General features: G+C 58.9%; 10 protein-coding genes, 1 tRNA gene and 2 pseudogenes. 4 read left to right on the plus strand and 9 right to left on the minus strand.

The window, feature by feature from the left end; all coding sequences use genetic code 11:
* Window positions 1-99: 99 nt before the first annotated feature.
* The 3 genes from F8N96_RS27005 to F8N96_RS27015 form a co-directional block, all read right to left on the minus strand.
* Window positions 100-894 (minus strand): carbon-nitrogen hydrolase family protein, encoded by a 795-nt coding sequence (locus tag F8N96_RS27005; protein ID WP_150800390.1) that lies wholly within the window; start codon window positions 892-894, stop codon window positions 100-102.
* Window positions 895-906: 12 nt separating this feature from the next.
* Window positions 907-2589, minus strand: a complete 1683-nt coding sequence (locus tag F8N96_RS27010) for a flavin monoamine oxidase family protein (RefSeq protein WP_150800391.1) — start codon at window positions 2587-2589, stop codon at window positions 907-909.
* 236 nt (window positions 2590-2825) lie between these two features.
* Window positions 2826-3287 carry an Lrp/AsnC family transcriptional regulator gene (locus F8N96_RS27015; RefSeq protein WP_150800392.1) on the minus strand — a complete coding sequence of 154 codons (462 nt, stop codon included), beginning with the start codon at window positions 3285-3287 and terminating at the stop codon, window positions 2826-2828.
* A 175-nt stretch (window positions 3288-3462) separates the two neighbouring features.
* Here F8N96_RS27015 and F8N96_RS27020 point away from each other — a divergent pair.
* Both F8N96_RS27020 and F8N96_RS27025 read left to right on the plus strand, forming a co-directional pair.
* A pseudogene (locus tag F8N96_RS27020) lies at window positions 3463-5820 on the plus strand (glucose/quinate/shikimate family membrane-bound PQQ-dependent dehydrogenase).
* 147 nt (window positions 5821-5967) lie between these two features.
* Window positions 5968-6615, plus strand: a complete 648-nt coding sequence (locus F8N96_RS27025; protein ID WP_150800393.1) for a peptidase M41 — start codon at window positions 5968-5970, stop codon at window positions 6613-6615.
* 324 nt (window positions 6616-6939) lie between these two features.
* Here the strand turns inward: F8N96_RS27025 and F8N96_RS27030 are convergent, their stop codons facing one another.
* A complete protein-coding gene (locus tag F8N96_RS27030) occupies window positions 6940-7242 on the minus strand; it encodes a DUF3077 domain-containing protein (RefSeq protein WP_150800394.1) in 303 nt (100 codons plus the stop codon).
* A gap of 640 nt (window positions 7243-7882) precedes the next feature.
* Between F8N96_RS27030 and F8N96_RS27035 the strand changes: the two are divergent.
* Window positions 7883-8104, plus strand: a pseudogene (locus F8N96_RS27035) (helix-turn-helix domain-containing protein); the annotation flags it as partial.
* A 245-nt stretch (window positions 8105-8349) separates the two neighbouring features.
* Window positions 8350-8895, plus strand: coding sequence for a hypothetical protein (locus F8N96_RS27040; protein WP_150800395.1), 546 nt, complete (start codon window positions 8350-8352; stop codon window positions 8893-8895).
* Between the two features lie 218 nt (window positions 8896-9113).
* Here F8N96_RS27040 and F8N96_RS27045 read toward each other — a convergent pair.
* From F8N96_RS27045 to rpsU, 5 genes are all read right to left on the minus strand, one after another.
* Window positions 9114-9190, minus strand: a tRNA-Ile gene (locus tag F8N96_RS27045).
* A 15-nt stretch (window positions 9191-9205) separates the two neighbouring features.
* Window positions 9206-12952 (minus strand): bifunctional diguanylate cyclase/phosphodiesterase, encoded by a 3747-nt coding sequence (locus F8N96_RS27050; protein ID WP_150800396.1) that lies wholly within the window; start codon window positions 12950-12952, stop codon window positions 9206-9208.
* A gap of 122 nt (window positions 12953-13074) precedes the next feature.
* On the minus strand, window positions 13075-14922 hold the full coding sequence (rpoD, locus tag F8N96_RS27055; protein ID WP_150800397.1) for an RNA polymerase sigma factor RpoD: 1848 nt from the start codon (window positions 14920-14922) through the stop codon (window positions 13075-13077).
* 67 nt (window positions 14923-14989) lie between these two features.
* The gene (dnaG, locus tag F8N96_RS27060) at window positions 14990-16957 is read right to left on the minus strand and encodes a DNA primase (RefSeq protein ID WP_150800398.1); all 1968 of its coding nucleotides are present in this window, start codon (window positions 16955-16957) and stop codon (window positions 14990-14992) included.
* 482 nt (window positions 16958-17439) lie between these two features.
* Window positions 17440-17655 carry a 30S ribosomal protein S21 gene (gene rpsU / locus F8N96_RS27065; RefSeq protein ID WP_002551877.1) on the minus strand — a complete coding sequence of 72 codons (216 nt, stop codon included), beginning with the start codon at window positions 17653-17655 and terminating at the stop codon, window positions 17440-17442.
* Window positions 17656-17851: the final 196 nt, after the last annotated feature.

Genomic DNA, 17851 nt, shown 5'->3' on the forward strand with positions numbered 1-17851 from the left:
TCCAGAACAGAGAAGCGCTAATGCTAGCGGATCAGGGGGCGTTCTCAATGAGTTTCCACACCGCGGCGGGGAAACTCATCGAGAACGCCGCCAAGTGGATCAGCGCTTGTGCAGGTCGCCGTAGAGCTCGGGGCGGCGATCGAGAAGGTAGCGATTGGCGGCGCGGGAATCGACCATCAACTGGCGATCCAGCTCGCCGACGATCAGTGCTTCATCGAGGCCGGCCTGGGCAATGCGGCTGCCATCCGGCGCGGCGATACTGCTCTGGCCGCAGTAGTGGATGTCGCCTTCTTGTCCGCAGTAGTTGGCATAGGCCACATAACACTGGTTTTCGAAGGCCCTGGCGCGGACGGTGACGTCGGCAACGAAGTCGTAGGGAATCATGTTCGCCGTGGGCACCAGAATCAGCTCGGCACCGGCCAGGGCCAGGCGCCGGGCGTTTTCCGGAAATTCCAGGTCGTAACAGATCAAAAAGCCGAGCTTCCAGCCGTTGAGCTCGACCAGGGGCAAATCATCCTTGCCTGCGCTGAACATCGAGCGATCGAGATCGCCGAACAGATGTGTCTTGCGGTAGTTGCACAGGCGTTCGCCATGGGCGTCGATCAACTGCACGGCGTTGTAGATCTGTCCGTCTTCGGTGCGCTCGGGATAGCCATACAGAATGGCAATCCCCGCGGTCTTGGCGATGCGCGCGATCTGCTGCGCCGACTCACCGTTGTACACCTCCGCCAGCACATTGACCGCATCGAGGCCGATGTTGTAGCCGGTCAGGAACATCTCCGGCAGCACCAGCAAGTCGGCGCCCTTGGCCTCCAGCGCCAGTTGATGCAGGCGTTGCAAATTGCCTGCAACGTCCAGGGGCAAGGGTGGACACTGGTAAAGAGCTACGCGCATTTCGGATTCCTCTTACTCGGGCAGGGCGATCGGACCGATCTCGTTGAACACATCTCCTGGACCCGGGTTCTCGGCGTGAGTTTCACCGCCGAAGTGTTTCATGATGCCCCACACCGCATTGAGCGAGGTCTGCACCGCGCCCTCGACCCAGGCCGGCGTCCAGGAAACGTCGTCGCCGGCGATGAAAATCCCGCGCTGCTCGGCCGGCATGTCGGACTGCATGAAATGCGCATACATCCGCTGGTTGTAGCGGTAGTGGCCGGGCAGGGCACCTTTGAAAGCACCGAGGAAATGCGGGTCGGCTTCCCAGGACACGGTGATCGGGTCGCCGATGATCCGTGCGGCAATGTCGACTTTCGGGTAGATCTTCTTCAAGGCATCCAGCGCCAGTTTTACGCGTTTTTCCACGGGGTGCGGCAGCATTTTCAGCGCGTCGCTCATCCATGAATACGACAGGCAAATCACCCCCGGCTTGTCGTCGCCGTTGTCGAACAGATAGGTGCCACGGGTCAGGCGATCGGTGAGGGTCATGCTCATCAGGTCGCGGCCGGTTTCCGGGTCCTTGTCCTTCCAGAACGGACGGTCGACCATCACGAAGGTTTTTGACGACTGCATGTAGCGGGTGCGGTCCAGGGCCATCCACATCTTTTGCGAGAACAGGGTTTCGTCGCACTCGATCTGGGTGGTCAACAGCCAGCTCTGGCAGGTGGTCAGCACTGCCGCGTATTCGCGGGTGTCGCCGTAGTTGTCGGTGACCGTAAAACGGCCGTTCGCTGCGTGGGCGATTTTCTTCACGCCGGAACGCGGCGCGCCCCTGTGCAACGAACTGAGGCTGGTGCCCTCGGGCCAGTGCACGCAGCGTTCCGGCACATGGCGCCAGATGCCCAGCGGCACTTGTTCCACACCGCCGACCACCAGGTGCTGGTGATCGTCGCAGTTGGTCATCACCACGCGGAAGATTTCCAGCATCGAGTTGGGGAAGTCCGAATCCCAGCCGCCGGTGCCGAAACCGACCTGGCCGAATACTTCACGGTGATGGAACGACAGTTTGGCGAACGCTTCGGAGGTCGCGACGAAGTCATAGAAGGTGCGGTCGTCCCAGAGTGGCACCAGGGTGTTCCACAGTTCCTTGAGGCGTGGCACGTCGCGGTCGCGGATCGCCTGCTGGATATCGGAGAACTGCGAGCCGGCCTCCAGGGCATCGGCCCAGGCGTCGGCCACTTCCTGGAACAGTGCAGGAAGATCTGACAGTTTCTGGGCGTAATGGGTTTTGCCTTCCAGATCGATCACGGTGCTGCCCGAAGCAGGGGTCAGCGGGTTCGGGAAGGGTTTGGTCTGCAGACCTAGTTTGTCGACGTAGTGATAAAACGCGGTGGACGACACCGGGAAACGCATGCCGCCGAGTTCGGCGATGATGCCTTCGGCGCCGTTGAAGGCCTGGGAGCGCAGGCGACCGCCCATTTTCGAGGCTTCGTAGACGACGGGCTTGAGGCCCAGCTTCATCAATTCGTAAGCCGCCACCAGACCGGCGATACCGGCACCGACAATCGCCACTTCGGCACCGTGATTGTGCGCAGGAATGCTGCCCAGGCCCGCCGGGTGCTCAATCCAGTCGTCGAAAGCGAAAGGAAAGTCCGGGCCGAAAATGGTGACTGGTTTTTTACCGTCTGCAGGATGGCGATTGTTGTTGTTCATGGCTGACCTTGCTGGCGACCCGACGCGGAATGCGCATCTGAGTATAGGAAAAGATGACAGCCATTCTAGAGAGCGCAGAACACGTTAATAAGACGCAAAGTGTCGTCGTTTTGCAGGTTGTTTTCGCATTATGACGATGGCGCGATGCAGACTGACAATCTTCGGTCCTTGTGGGAGCGAGACCGGCTTGCCGGCGAAGGCGTCAGCTCAACCACCCGTGAAAGCAGGCCGGCCATTCAAACCGGCTGCCCTCGATCAATCTTGCTGCTCAAGATGATCGAAGTCGTCGTCTTCTCCACCCCATCCACACTGCCAATCTGATCCAGCAACTGGTCCAGCTGCTCCGGCGAGTCAGTGCGCAGCCACGCCACATAATCAAATTCGCCACTCACCGCACACAACTGCTGTACCTGAGCCATGGTGCTGAGACGACGCAACACTTCCTTGCCGGATCGCGGCTGCACCGTGATCCCGACATACGCCTGCAATCCGCCATCCACCACGCGCTGCCCCAAACGCACGCCGTAACCGGTGATCACTTTGGCCTTTTCCAGTCGCGCCAGCCGCGAGGTCACGGTCGTGCGGGCGATGCCCAGTTGCCGGGCAAGCGTGGCCACGCTTTCGCGAGCATTGATTTGCAGGGCCGCGATCAATTGGCGGTCGATTTCGTCAAGGACGGGCGGACGGATGTCAGGCAAGGGCGGGCTCCAGCGGCACAAAGCAATGGGCATGCATGTTACAGGCACATCTCGTTACCCGGATGTTTGATCTAGGCTCAATACCGTTCATGCCATTTTTGCCTGCGACAATTTGCCATAAGTAACTAGTTCGTACATTATTCCGCGCTTGTCACAAATGGGGAAAATTTTCGACATGAATAATTCTGGGGCTGCCGGCGGCAGCAAATGGTTGCTATTGGGGCTGGGTGTCCTGATCGCCTTGATCGGGCTTGGCTTGGCCGGCGGCGGTGGTTATCTGATTTCGCTCGGCGGCAGCGCGTACTTCCTGCTGATGGGCCTGGCGATGCTGGTGTCCGGGCTGATGATCGCCCGGCGAAAACCGCAGGGCGCATGGCTGTATGGCCTGGCGCTGATCCTGACGGCGATCTGGGCCGTATAGGACGCCGGGTTCGAATACTGGCCGCTCGTTTCGCGGGTGCTGACCTTCGCGGTGATCGGCCTGGTTGTCGCGTTGATCTACCCGACCCTGGTGCGTGCCTCGGGCACGACTGCAGGCCGTGGCGCCTACGGCCTGGCTGGCATTCTGGGGGTGGGTGTCGTTGCGACGCTGGCCTACATGTTCGTGCCGACCCCTGTGGTCAAGGCCAGCAGTGAGCCCGCGGTGACGCCGGTCGCTGCGGGCACTGAACAGAAAGACTGGGCGCATTGGGGCAACACCACCGCCGGCAACCGCTTTGCCGCGCTGGACCAGATCAACAAAGGCAACATCGACAAACTGCAGGTGGCCTGGACCTTCCGCACCGGCGACATTCCGCAAAGCACCGGTGCCGGCGCCGAAGACCAGAACACGCCGCTGCAAATCGGCGACACGGTCTACACCTGCACCGCCTACGGCAAAGTCTTTGCCCTGGATGCCGACACCGGCGCCCAGCGCTGGAAGTTCGATCCGCAAGGTACCGCGCCCAACTGGCAGCGCTGCCGGGGGCTGGGTTACTCCGACGCGAGTGCCGCGCCTGCAGCCGAGCAGCCATCTGCCTGTACCAAACGTCTGTTCCTGCCAACCGGCGATGCCCGCCTGATCGCGCTCAACGCCGAAACCGGCCAGCCGTGTGAAGAGTTTGGCAACAAAGGCACGGTCGACCTGACCACCGACATGGGCGAAGTGAAGCCCGGTTATTACCAGCAGACCTCGACCCCGCTGGTGGCAGGGGACGTGGTGATCATCGGCGGCCGCGTGGCCGATAACTACTCCATCGGCGAGCCTCCAGGTGTGGTGCGTGCCTACGACGTGCGCAGCGGTGAGCTGGTATGGGCCTGGGATCCGGGTAACCCGAACACCACCAAACGTCCGCCAGCCGGCGAAACCTATACCCGTGGCACCCCGAACGTCTGGTCGGCCATGTCCTACGATGCCCGTCTCGGTCTGGTTTACCTGCCAACCGGCAACGCCACGCCAGACTTCTTCGCCGGCCAACGCACGGAATTTGACGACAAGTGGAGTTCGTCCATCGTCGCCATCGACGTGAAGACCGGTCAGGTGCGCTGGCACTTCCAGACCACGCACCACGACCTGTGGGACTTCGACCTGCCGGCCCAGCCGCTGCTGTACGACGTGCCTGACGACAAGGGCGGCACCCAGCCAGCCCTGGCGCAAGTCACCAAACAGGGCGAAATCTTCCTGCTCAACCGCGAAACCGGCGTGCCGATCGCCCGCGTCGAAGAGCGCCCTGTCCCGCAAGGCAACGTGCCCGGCGAACGCTACTCGCCGACCCAGCCGTTCTCGGTGGACATGCCGTCCATCGGCAACAAGACCCTGACCGAATCCGACATGTGGGGCGCCACGCCGTTTGACCAGTTGATGTGCCGCATCCAGTTCAAAGGCATGCGCCACGAAGGCGTCTACACCCCGCCGGGCATGGACCGCGCCTTGCAGTTCCCCGGTTCCCTGGGTGGCATGAACTGGGGCAGCGTCTCGGTGGATCCGAACACGAACTACATGTTCGTCAACGACATGCGCCTGGGCCTGGCCAACTACATGATCCCCCGCGACAAGATCGCCGCCGGGGCCAGCGGAATCGAAATGGGCGTGGTGCCGCAGGAAGGCACACCGTTCGGTGCCATGCGCGAACGCTTCCTCTCGGCGGCCGGCATTCCGTGCCAGAAACCACCGTTTGGTACCATGTCCGCCATCGACCTCAAGACTCACAAGCTGATGTGGCAGGTACCGGTTGGTACCGTGCAGGACACCGGCCCGTTGGGTATTCGCATGCACCTGCCGATTCCGATTGGTATGCCGACCCTGGGTGCCTCTTTGGCGACTCAGTCGGGTCTGTTGTTCTTCGCGGGCACTCAGGATTTCTACCTGCGTGCTTTCGATACGGGCAATGGTAATGAGATCTGGAAGTCGCGTTTGCCGGTGGGGAGTCAGTCAGGGCCGATGACCTATGTTTCGCCGAAAACGGGCAAGCAGTACATTCTGCTGACTGTTGGCGGTGCGCGGCAGTCGCCGGATCGTGGGGATTATGTGATTGCTTACGCCTTGCCTAAATAAAGGCTGAGCCCCTGTACGAAAAAGCCGCGCAATTGCGCGGCTTTTTTTGCTGTGCGAATTGACCTGACGCCATCAACGGGACGTCAGGATGGACAGCGACAGTCACTCGTAGTCGAATGCGAAATCCAGGGATGCGAGGTGACGCAAATGACGAAAAAGATGCCTCCCGCTGTACGGGACCATGCATTGCAGATTGCACATCACGAAATGGCGCACTACGTCATGGCCCGTGCCTTGGGGTTTGCAACGGGTGGCGTGACCCTGACAGTGACCATGGACTTGAGGCATCAAGGGGGCGCTATCATCACCTTGGCGCGGTCAATTTCGTCGGTAGATGCGATGAAAGAGTATTTGCAAGCCCGAATGATGGTCCTCTTGGCGGGCGCCATGGGGCAGACCTTATCTTCAACACATTCGCCCAGGAAACTCGTCGATAAGCCGAAAGCCACAATCATCCTCAAAGGAGGCCTTGGGGCGGAGCAGGATTACGCAAAAGTAAGAGAGTTGCAGCAACTGCTACGCAACATCGCCTACCCCGATACAGATCTCGCGTCGTCTGATCGCATAACGGCGGAGCTTAAAGAGATTACTAATCGCGTGTGGCTGCGGACTCAAGAAATCGTGGAGGCGTTGGCCGATACGATTACCGAATTGGCATTGGCGTTGGTGGACGGCATGGTCATGGTGGAGCAGTGGGGAAGGGCGGGGGATACGTATGAGGTTGTGTTGACGGGGGGAATGCTTGAACGGCTGCGGTCGGTGCAGGCTATTCCGGCGTTAAAGGTTTGGACGTAGAAACGTTGGTTGCTCCAGTTTGAAACCAACGCTATTGTTGCGTCGTCAGCACAGACCGGAACCTTGGAAGCAAGGGGTGTTGATTTCGGTGGCGCAAGCCACTCCTAGCCAGTGAGCGGGATAAGCGGGAAACCGTGAAAGGAGAGGCCGATATTCAGATTCACAAGAAGCCTTGATGCGAAAGCATCGAGGCTTTTTGCTATCTATCAGGCGTCATTGCGTTGCATTTAGATCGTTGCCGAAGTGGGATGCAGCAGTCGCAATCCCGATCATGACTTGAAAGCCCCGACCGTTTCGGGGCTCTTCCCGCTGCTTGATTCACCGTTATTTTTCGGATGCCATCCGAGCCGGCTCCCGCGTCAGCACCTTCACCACATCATCAATCACCGCTTTGCTCATCGTTGTCAGATAGTGCGCGGCCCATGCGTGGCGATCGGAGTCTTGGGCGTAGGCGGCATCGACGGTCAGGGATTTGGCGAGGAACAGCAGGTTGGAGGCTTGGGCCAGGGCGTCGGCGATGGGGACGTTGCGGCAGACGTGGAACAGCGGTTGGTCCGAGAGATACAGGAAGGGGGTGAAGCCGATGGTTTTCAGTTCTGAATGATCAGATGGATTTGCTTTTGTCATGATGTAACTCCTTGGCTTAAAGAGCTGCCTCGTTCGTTTCCAAGCGAATGGGTGGCAGCTGTGCGCAGGTTGGAAACCGGGAGCCAAGGAAACCGGCACGTCCGAAGACGTCCCACGCACAGCTGCCATAACACTGAGTCGCAGCCGTAAAAACGTCTGGAGTCGTGATGGGACTGTTGCGCTTGACTTGACTAGACGGGTTTCCAAGCCCGATCGCTGAATGGTCAGCGACGTCCGGAGAGTATCCCGCCGAAGAAAAGCCCAACAAGGCATCAAAGTGCCCAAATGCAATTTTCGGAGTTTGCCTACAAGGTCCTAGGACGTCATCCGATATTTCGGCACCTTCAGTAAACAACACTTAAACGCAAAACATGCAAACGGCTTGTATTTGAAGCTTCTTGACAGCATTTCGCGCGTGTCATCGATCTGCCATCGCTCAGCAGTCAATTGCGAGCCAGGCGCCACGTTCAGGATCGATCGAAACTCTCGTTAACAATTTCAGCACGGAGCGAGGGTGGTCGGACGGCCTTTTTAGCTCATAAAGTTATTCCCTTGAGATCATATTCTCGAAGGGCATATTGCCTGGCGGATAAATTGTCTGATGCATATTTGAAAACACTGCGCAAAGAGGGCCGCAATGATGGCTAAGAAATTTGCTGAACTTCAAGCTCGCATGACGCCGGAATCTCGAGCTAATGTAGAGCAGCAGTACCAAAAGCATCTGAAAGAAATGCCCCTGCACCAGTTGCGTAAGGCCCAAGAGTTGAGCCAAGAGACCTTGGCCAAAACGCTGCACATCAACCAGGCTACGATCTCCAGGATGGAGCGACGTACCGACATGTACATCAGTACGCTGCGCGACAGGTAAAGATCGAAAACTTTGCAAGCTGAGCAATAAAAAAGCATCTGCAAAACCCAATCGCCAAATACGAAAAAGCCGCGCATTTAGCGGTTTTTTTGTTTGTCTCGTCCAAAAATCAGATGCGTATCTATTTCAGGACGCGTGATGGGCATCATTTTCGGAAGCGTCTGACATACACGGCGGCGGTCTCTTGTTGATCATTGGTTCTTTTTCGTGGCGTCGAGCCTTGGCTAGAGGTTGGCGGAATGGAGACCGAAGTGACCGCCTATTTTCCAGTGCTGATCATTGGTGATCAGACTTACGATTTTGCTCACCTTGAACCGTTCACCTTCACGATTGCGAGTCAGTTGGCCGGGCGTGATTTGCGCGTGCACGTCACTTTTTCGAGCCACTGTTTCAGCCAGGGTTACGATCAGGCGACGCATCCGGTCGGGGAGCCGATCATTCTCGACGGTGCCGGACGACCGCGCACTTTCTGTGCAATCCGATTCCGGTTGTCATTGGAACTGCCGACGGTGATCCAGGGGTTAAACCATCCCCGGTCCAAAGTCCGTGAGACCGCTGCGCGGCGCAACTGGGCATACTCTATGACGATTCAGGACCCGGCCGGGCCTTACCACGTGTTCTTTGAGATACGTCGTGCCGCCAAGGAAAAGCCGCAGGATCTTAATCTGGTAGTTGAGAGTGCTTACCACCAAACCGAACAGCCGCCGAGGCTGCTGGGCAAGATGGGGTTTATTTTGCTGTGCGGTAAGGTCTACCTGCGGCAAGCGAGCTCGACCAAGCGCTAGGGGCTGAAACGAAAAAAGACGCCGTAGGCGTCTTTTTCGATTCGGTAAAGCAGATCCGGACACCACTTGCGAACCGCCTTGCGCGGTTACAGCTTTCGCTGCTGGGAAGCGCTCAATCTCATCCGGTCAGTCGCTTCGACGAGTCAAATCTAATGAAAGTAAATATTCACGTCAATCATTAATTCGTCGAAAGCCGCGCATTGCGCGGCTTTCTTGTTTGGTGGGCCCACACGGACTTGAACCGTGGACCAAAGGATTATGAGTCCTCTGCTCTAACCAACTGAGCTATAGGCCCTCAGTAGGCCGCGGATTATAGCGATGGTTTCCCGGCTGTGCTATCCGAAAAATCCAATTTGGCTGTACGAAGAAACGTCGCTGCGAATTCGGCTGGTTGCAATGGCAGGCTGACGATGTAGCCCTGGATCTGTTCACAGCCCTCCGCGGTGAGGAATTGCTGCTGCGCGAGGGTCTCGACGCCCTCGGCGATCACGGTGAATTGCATGCTGCGGCCCAGGGCGATGATGGCGCGAACGATGGCTGCATCGTGGGGATCGTCCGGCAAGCCGCGGACGAAGGACTGGTCGATCTTGAGGATGTCCAGGGGCAGGCGTTTGAGGTAGCTCAGGGACGAGTAGCCGGTGCCGAAGTCGTCGATCGCCAGTTGCACGCCCAGGTGTTTGAGTTGATGCAGCACTGCCAGCGCTTCTTCGGCCTGGCTCATGATGAAGTTTTCGGTGATTTCCAGTTGCAGGAAATCAGGGCGCAGGCCGTTGTCCTTGAGCAATTGTTCGATGCGGCCGAGCAGGTTCGGCTGGCGCAGTTGCGCGCCGGCGAGGTTGACCGACAGTGGGCCGAGGCATTCGTAAACCTGGTTCCATTCGTACATCTGCCGGCAGGCGGTCTCGAGTACCCAGTCGCCGATTTGCAGGATCATGCCGTTTTCTTCGGCCAGGGGAATGAAGTGCTCCGGCGGCACATCGCCGAAGGTCGGATGACGCCAGCGAATGAGTGCTTCAGCGCCGACCAGGCGATGGTTGTCCAGGCTGATCTTGGGCTGATAGTGCAGGAACAGTTCATTGCGTTCGATGGCGCGTCGCAGTTCGTGCTCCAGCGCGACGCGCTCGCTGGCTTGGGCGGTGAGGTCGCGGGTGTAGCTTTCGACCCGATTGCGCCCCTTGGCTTTGGAGCGATACATCGCCGCATCGGCGTTCTTGACCAGGGTGGCGACGTCACAGCCGTCCTTGGGGTAGAGGCTGGTGCCAATGCTGGCACTGATGAAAAACTCGTGCACGCCGGCCTGGAAGGGCGCGCTGAAGCAATTGAGCAGCTTGGTCGCGATGTTGTCGGCGTCGCTGGATTGCTGCAGGCCGGGGAGCAGGATGATGAATTCGTCGCCGCCCAGGCGCGCCACGGTATCGATGTCGCGCAACTGTTCCTTGAGGCGCACGGCGATGCCTTTGAGCAACAGGTCGCCGACCGGGTGCCCCAGGCTGTCGTTGATGTGTTTGAAGCGGTCCAGGTCGAGGAACAGCACGGCGCCCTGGCCCCCGTTTTCCTGTTGGTTGTTGAGCGCGGTCAGCAGCCGGCTTTCGAACAGGGTGCGGTTCGGCAGGCCGGTCAACGGGTCGTGGTGCGCCTGGTAATCGAGCTTGGCCTGGGCGTGCTTGAGGCTGGAAATGTCCGCGAACACGGCCACAAAGTGGGTGATGAATTTGTCCCGGTTGCGCACCGCGCTGATGGTCAGCCAGCTCGGGTAGAGCTCGCCGTTCTTGCGTCGATTGGAAATCTCGCCCTGCCAATGCCCTTCGGCGGTCAGTTGGTGCCACATGGCGGCATAGAACGCGCTGTCGTGCAGGCCGGAGGCGAGCAGGCGAGGGGTGTGGCCCAATGCTTCGCTCTCGCTGTAGCCGGTGATTTCGGTAAACGCGCGATTGACCGCGCTGATGTGTTGTTGAGTGTCGGTGATCAACACCCCTTCGGCCGTGCTTTCGAACACGGTGGCAGCCTGTTGCAGTTTCTCCTGCATCAAGTGCCGCTCGGTGATGTCTCGGGCGATGGTCAGCATGCAATCTTCGTCGCCGATCGGCAGTGGCCGGCTGGAGACTTCGCAGAGGCGGATCTGGCCGTCGCTGCGGCGGATGTGGCAGCTGAAGTCGCGGACGAAACCGTCACGGTGCAGCAGGTCGAGCATCTGTTTGCGTTCGTTGAGGTTGACCCAGATCCCCAGCTCGAGCGCCGAGCGATCCACGGACATCGCGCTGTTGAAGCCGGTGATGCGACTAAACCCTTCGTTGACCTCCAGCAGCAAGCCGTCGCTTTGCCGGGACAGCAGCAAACCGTCGGGGGAGGCATGGAAAGCCTTGGCGAATTTCTCTTCGGAGGTTTGCAGCTGTTGTTGGGTTTCCTTGAGCTGACTGATGTCGCGCACGACGACCACCAGCGCAGGGGTGGTGTCGAGGTCGAAGGGTTCGGCGGAAATCAGGCCGGTAAACACTTGGCCATTGTTGCGGCGAAAGGGCATCTCCAGGTTACGAATGCTGCCGGCCTGCAACCGCTGCAACAAGCCCGGCCCGACGCCGGGGATGCCCCAGATGTTCAGGTCGGTGGCGGACCGGCCGATGACGTCTTCAGCCTTGAGGCCGATCTGTTCTTCGAACGCGTTGTTGACCTCCAGCAAACAGCCGTCGGAAAGCCGCGCGATGACCAGGATGTCCGGGCATTGCTGGAATACCGAGGCGAACTTCTGTTCCGACAGGCGCAATGCTTCTTCGGTGCGCTTGGCATCGCTGATGTCGATCATCAGCCCGCGCATCACCGGTTCATGGCCGTGCTCGATCAGGCTGACGATGTCACGCACCCACAGACAACGGCCGTCGGCGGTGATGACCCGGTAATCGAGGGAATGATCGCGCCCGGCGAGGACTTCCTGATCGCAGAAGGTCTGGGCGCGGGTCAGGTCAGCGGGGTGAATGATGTTGCGCCAGAAGCCCGGAATCAGCCAGTGGGACAGGGGGTAGCCTAGCAGGGCCTCGGCATGGGGCGAGACGTAGCTGTAGGTGAAATCGGTGATCCTTGCTTCCCAGGCGATGGCCGAAAGACTTTCTACCAGTCCGCGGTAGTGGTATTCGCTGCTGCGCAACTCCTGTTCCAGATCGACCCGGCGGGCGATTTCCGAACTCAGCCGACGGTTGATCCGTATCACCACGGCCAGCACACTGATCAACAGCAGTAAACCGGGCAGGCCGTAAACCAGTACATCGGACCAGAACGTTCGATGATCGAGGACGTTGCCGACCCAGTGCTCCTGGATTGCGCTGATTTCTTCCGGGGTCATATCGGCCAGGACCTTGTCCAGGATGCCCACCAGCATCTTGTTGTCCTTGGGCACGCCCATGGCCAGTTGATAGCGATAGGGGGTCTCGCCGCTGACATAAAGCCCGTCGAGCTTGAGCTGGCGCAGGCTCCAGATGCTGGAGGCGAGATCGCCGACTACGGCGTCCACCTCATCGGTGGCCAGTGCCTGCAAGGCTGAGCTGACATTGGGCATTGCCACCAGGTTCAGGTCAGGGTGGTGCGTACGCAGCAGCTCATGGGGGGCGTAATTGTCCACCACGGCGATTTTCAGGCCGTACAGGTCTGCCAGTTTGCGCGGCTGGGGGCCTCCGACATGGGCAAGAATGACGATCGGAAAGTCCAGGTAGGGGCGGGTGAACGACAGGTAAGTCTGACGCTCCGGGGTCGACATGATGCCGGGCAGCAGGTCCAGCTTCGCTTGTTTGGCCTGCTCGAGGACAACCGTCCAGCTGACCGGCTCGATGGGCGTGAGCTTGATGGCCAGGCGTTGCCGAATCATGTTGATGTAGTCCGCGGCCAGGCCCTGGTAGCGGCCCTGATCGTCGCGAAACTCGAAGGGCGGCCACGACGCATCGACGCCCAGGCGCAAGTCCGGGTGAGCCGCCAGCCAGCTACGTTCTTCGTCGGTCAGAGTCAGCGCGCCAGCCGTTGCGGTCCAGGTTATCAGCGACAGCAAAAAAAGCACGGTCGGCAGTCTGGGCATAACAATCTCGTTGCGGCACGGGGGAATGTGTCGAGTGTAGACGGGCAATCAGGCGGGAGTGAAGCGTGGGGAATTTTATCTGCAAAAAGCAAAACCCCCGGCCTGGGCCGGGGGTTTTTTGATCACTCGTCGAGGAAGGAGCGCAGATGCTCGCTTCTCGTCGGGTGGCGCAGCTTGCGCAGCGCCTTGGCTTCGATCTGACGAATCCGTTCACGGGTCACGTCGAACTGCTTACCAACCTCCTCGAGGGTGTGGTCGGTATTCATGTCGATACCGAAGCGCATGCGCAGTACCTTGGCTTCACGGGCAGTGAGGCCGGACAGTACTTCGCGAGTCGCTTCTTTAAGGCTCTCAACGGTGGCGACATCGATTGGCGACTGCATGGTCGAGTCTTCGATGAAGTCACCCAAATGGGAGTCTTCGTCATCACCGATCGGGGTTTCCATGGAGATCGGCTCTTTAGCGATCTTCAATACCTTGCGGATTTTGTCCTCAGGCATTTCCATGCGTTCGCCCAGCTCTTCCGGGGTCGGTTCGCGACCCATTTCCTGCAACATCTGCCGGGAAATGCGGTTGAGCTTGTTGATCGTCTCGATCATGTGCACCGGAATACGGATAGTGCGGGCCTGGTCGGCGATCGAGCGAGTGATCGCCTGACGGATCCACCAGGTGGCATAAGTCGAGAATTTGTAGCCGCGGCGGTATTCGAACTTGTCTACCGCTTTCATCAAGCCAATGTTGCCTTCCTGGATCAGATCGAGGAATTGCAGGCCACGGTTGGTGTACTTCTTGGCGATGGAGATCACCAGACGCAAGTTGGCTTCAACCATCTCTTTCTTCGCGCGGCGGGCCTTGGCCTCACCGATCGACATGCGACGGTTGATGTCCTTGATCTCGGCGATCGTCAAACCGGTTTCGGTTTGCAGCGCGGTCAGCTTCTGCTGGCAACGAATGATGTCCGGTTGCAGGCGACCAATGGCTTCAGCGTATTTGCTTTTGCCTTTGGCCAATGCATCGGACCAGCTTTCGTCGACTTCATTGCCCGGGAACTGGCGCAGGAAGTCTGCACGCGGCATGCGGGCATCACGCACGCACAGTTGCATGATCGCGCGCTCTTGCTGACGCAGACGATCCAGGGCACTGCGAACACGCTCGACCAGGCCTTCGAATTGCTTCGGCACCAGTTTGATCGGCATGAACAGCTCAGCCAGGGCAATCAGCTCGGCAATTGCCAGCTTGTTGCCACGACCGTGCTTTTTCAGCGCCTTGCGGGTGATTTCCATCTGATCGGCGACAGCGCCAAAGCGCTGTGCGGCGATGACCGGATCCGGACCGCTTTCGGCTTCTTCTTCGTCATCGGTGGCGTCGGCATCATCGTCGTCGGTGTCGTCGTCCGCTTTCACGGCTTTCGGGTCGACAGGCGGTGGCACTTCGGCTGCAGGCGGCGCAATGCCGTCGTCCGGGTCGATATAACCGCTCAGGACGTCGGACAGGCGGCCACCTTCGGTGGTGACGCGAGTGTATTCGGAGAGAATATGGTCAACCGTGCCAGGGAAGTGCGCGATTGCGCCCATCACTTCGCGGATGCCCTCTTCAATACGCTTGGCGATTTCAATTTCGCCTTCACGTGTGAGGAGCTCTACCGTACCCATTTCACGCATGTACATGCGCACTGGGTCGGTGGTGCGACCAATGTCGGTCTCGACCGCTGCCAACGCTGCTGCTGCCTCTTCGGCCGCGGCTTCGTCGGTATCGGCGTCGGCCAGCATAAGGGAATCCTTATCTGGCGCAACCTCGAATACGTTGATCCCCATGTCATTGATCATGCGGATGATGTCTTCCACCTGTTCCGGATCTGAAATATCCTCCGGCAGGTGGTCGTTGACCTCCGCGTAAGTCAGGTAGCCCTGCTCACGACCAAGTGTGATCAACTCTTTGATACGAGACTGCTGTTGCGCTTTTCCGGACATAACACCCTATCCACTGAAGGTCTTGGCGGGCAAAAAACAAGCCGAGGATTATACCTGAGCTATGACCTCACGCGCCAGTTGAGGTCGGGCTTGATGCGGAAACATTGCGACTTAAAAGGTCGCGCAGTTGATTTTTCTCGTCGCTGGTCAGTTCACTTTGACGTGCTTTCCTGAGCAGTTGTTCCAGGTTTCGCTCGCGTTGGCGGGCTGACAAGCTATTAATGGTGTCGAAAAACTGTTGTTCAAGGTTATCTCCGTCAATCAGCCATTCCTTTTCTGCCAGCGCCTTGAGCAAACGTCCTTGCTCGGTACCGTGCCAACGCGCGATCAACTGAAATGAGTTTAGCTTGGGATTCTTCTGTACGGCTTCGAGCAGTGCCACCAGCAATTGTGTATTGGTGTGATCTTCGGCGGCAAAGTGTCCGGCATCTTCGACTTTTTTGGCCAGTTGCGGGTGATGCAGCAGCGTTCGCAGCGCAGCCAGGGTTGGCGGTTCTACGGCGGCCGGCACCCGTGGAGCACGCGGTTGATCGCGATCACCGCCGCGCTTGCCGTTCTTGTCCCAGGGTTTTTTGTCCCATTTTTTTCCGCCGGCGCCGGGTTTCTTCGGCGTCCATTCCTGCTGCGGCACATACATTTCTTGTGCCTGCGGCTGATGGTAGTCGCTGTAATCCGGCGTGGCGTCGTAATCGATGCCCGGGTCGTACGCCGGTGGCGCTTCCTGGGGGGCGCTTTGCACCAGCTGGCTTACCGCTTGACCGCTAAGGCCGGTGATTTCGCTCAGTCGTTGACGCATGAGGATGCGCAGGTTGGCGCCCGGGACCTTGTCGATCAGCGGCGCGGCGAGGGTGGCCATGTGGGCCTTGCCTTCGAGCGAGCGCGGGTCCGATTCTTCTGTCAGCTGCTGGAAAAAATAGTCCGCCAATGGCTGGGCATGCTGGTTGATGCGCGCGCGGAAAGCGTCGGTGCCTTCGGAGCGGACCAAAGTGTCCGGGTCCTCGCCCTCAGGCAGGAACAGGAAGCGCGCCCGGCGCCCGTCTTGCAGGCAGGGAAGGGTGGCCTCCAGCGCCCGCCACGCGGCGTTACGGCCCGCCTGGTCGCCGTCGAAGCAGAACAGCACGTTGGGCACGACGCGAAACAGGCGCTTCAAATGCTCTTCGCTGGTGGCGGTGCCCAAGGTGGCTACGGCATTGCGCAGGCCTTGCTGGGCCAGGGCAATAACGTCCATATAGCCTTCGACGACGATGATTTCGTCGAGGTTGCGGTTGTGCTTGCGTGCTTCATAGAGGCCGTAGAGTTCCTGGCCTTTATGGAATACCGGGGTTTCCGGCGAGTTCAGGTATTTCGGCTTGTCGTCGCCCAATACCCGGCCGCCGAAAGCAATGATGCGCCCGCGGCTGTCGCGGATCGGAAACATCACGCGATCGCGAAAGCGGTCATAGCGTTTGCCGGTTTCGGCGTTTTCGATCAGCAGGCCGGCATCGACCATGGCTTTTTGTTGCAGGGTGTCGCTGCTCAAATGCTTGAACAGGTTGTCCCAGCCGGGCGGGGCGAAGCCGAGGCCGAAGTCCCGGGCGATTTCGCCCGTTAGCCCGCGTCCCTTCAAGTAATCCACAGCGGCTTTGCGCGATGGATGGTTTTTGAGAGCCTGACGGTAAAAGTCGGCGGCAGCCGTGAGCAGCGGGTACAGTGGCGAATCGGTCGGCTGTCGCGGTTTGTGCGGGCGGCCGCTTTCTTCGCGGGGGATCTCCATGCCGGCGGCTTTGGCCAGTTCTTCGACAGCCTGGACGAAATCCAGGTTGTCGTGGTCCATCATGAAGCCGAGGGCATTGCCGCCAGCGCCGCAGCCGAAGCAGTAATAGAACTGTTTGTCGGGGCTGACGCTGAATGACGGGGTTTTTTCTTTGTGAAAGGGGCAGCAGGCGGTGTAGTTCTTGCCGGCCTTTTTCATTTGCAGGCGCGAGCTGACCACATCGACGATGTCGGTGCGGTTCAGAAGGTCGTCAATGAAGCTCTGGGGAATTAGCCCGGCCATGGCGTTCTCGTCATCTGCGCTGAAATGGGCCCGAAACAAAGGGCAGCCGAATGCGGGTCATTGTTGAAGGCGCGCAAAATATACGGCTCGACCAGTGTCGTCTGCGTAATCGTTGTCGGGAAGTGTATCTGCCGAAAATCCACTGACGTTAGTGCCAATCAGTATTCGACTATTTGAAAATATTGCGCTGAAATCCGCTGCGGCCAGTCGATGGCCTCGGATCGCTCATAAGCGGGCACGCAAGAAGGTACCTTGGGCTGATCGTCGTGAGAGGAATCAGTGGGTGTGCTCGTCAGTAGCCTTGGAAGGCTCGTCAGAAAAGACGTGCACCGCTGGCAAAAGAGCCAGGTCTGACGCTGTGAAGCAGGTTTGTCTCGGTCGCGTCTGCGGCTTTGACGGTGAAGCATCAAGCGTATTCCGCAAATGCCATTAGCCCGGCTGAGGGCCGGGCTTGGCAGAAGCTTGCTACGAACGTCTGTGTATTAGTACAGACGAACGGCGCGGCGCTGTTCGCGCTGAACTTTCTTGGCGTGACGCTTAACAGCGGCTGCTGCTTTACGCTTACGCTCAGAAGTAGGCTTCTCGTAGAATTCGCGGCTACGAACTTCAGCCAGTACACCGGCTTTTTCGCAGGAGCGCTTGAAACGACGCAGAGCTACGTCGAAGGGTTCGTTCTCTTTTACTTTGACGGCTGGCATCCAGAGCTACCTTCATTCATTACCGGGGTCAACATCCTCGTGGCAAAAGAGCACTTGAAGACGTCGGTTTTTAAGGGTTGCGGATGTTAACCCCTCATCGCTCGGAATGCAAAGCCTCTGATCGAAAACCGCTGGTCGGGGCATCCCGTGGCGACTATTATGCGCGCCTTCGAATTCAGCCTAAACAAGGCGCAAA

The organism is Pseudomonas fluorescens, from assembly GCF_902497855.1.
GTDB lineage: Bacteria > Pseudomonadota > Gammaproteobacteria > Pseudomonadales > Pseudomonadaceae > Aquipseudomonas > Aquipseudomonas fluorescens_BI.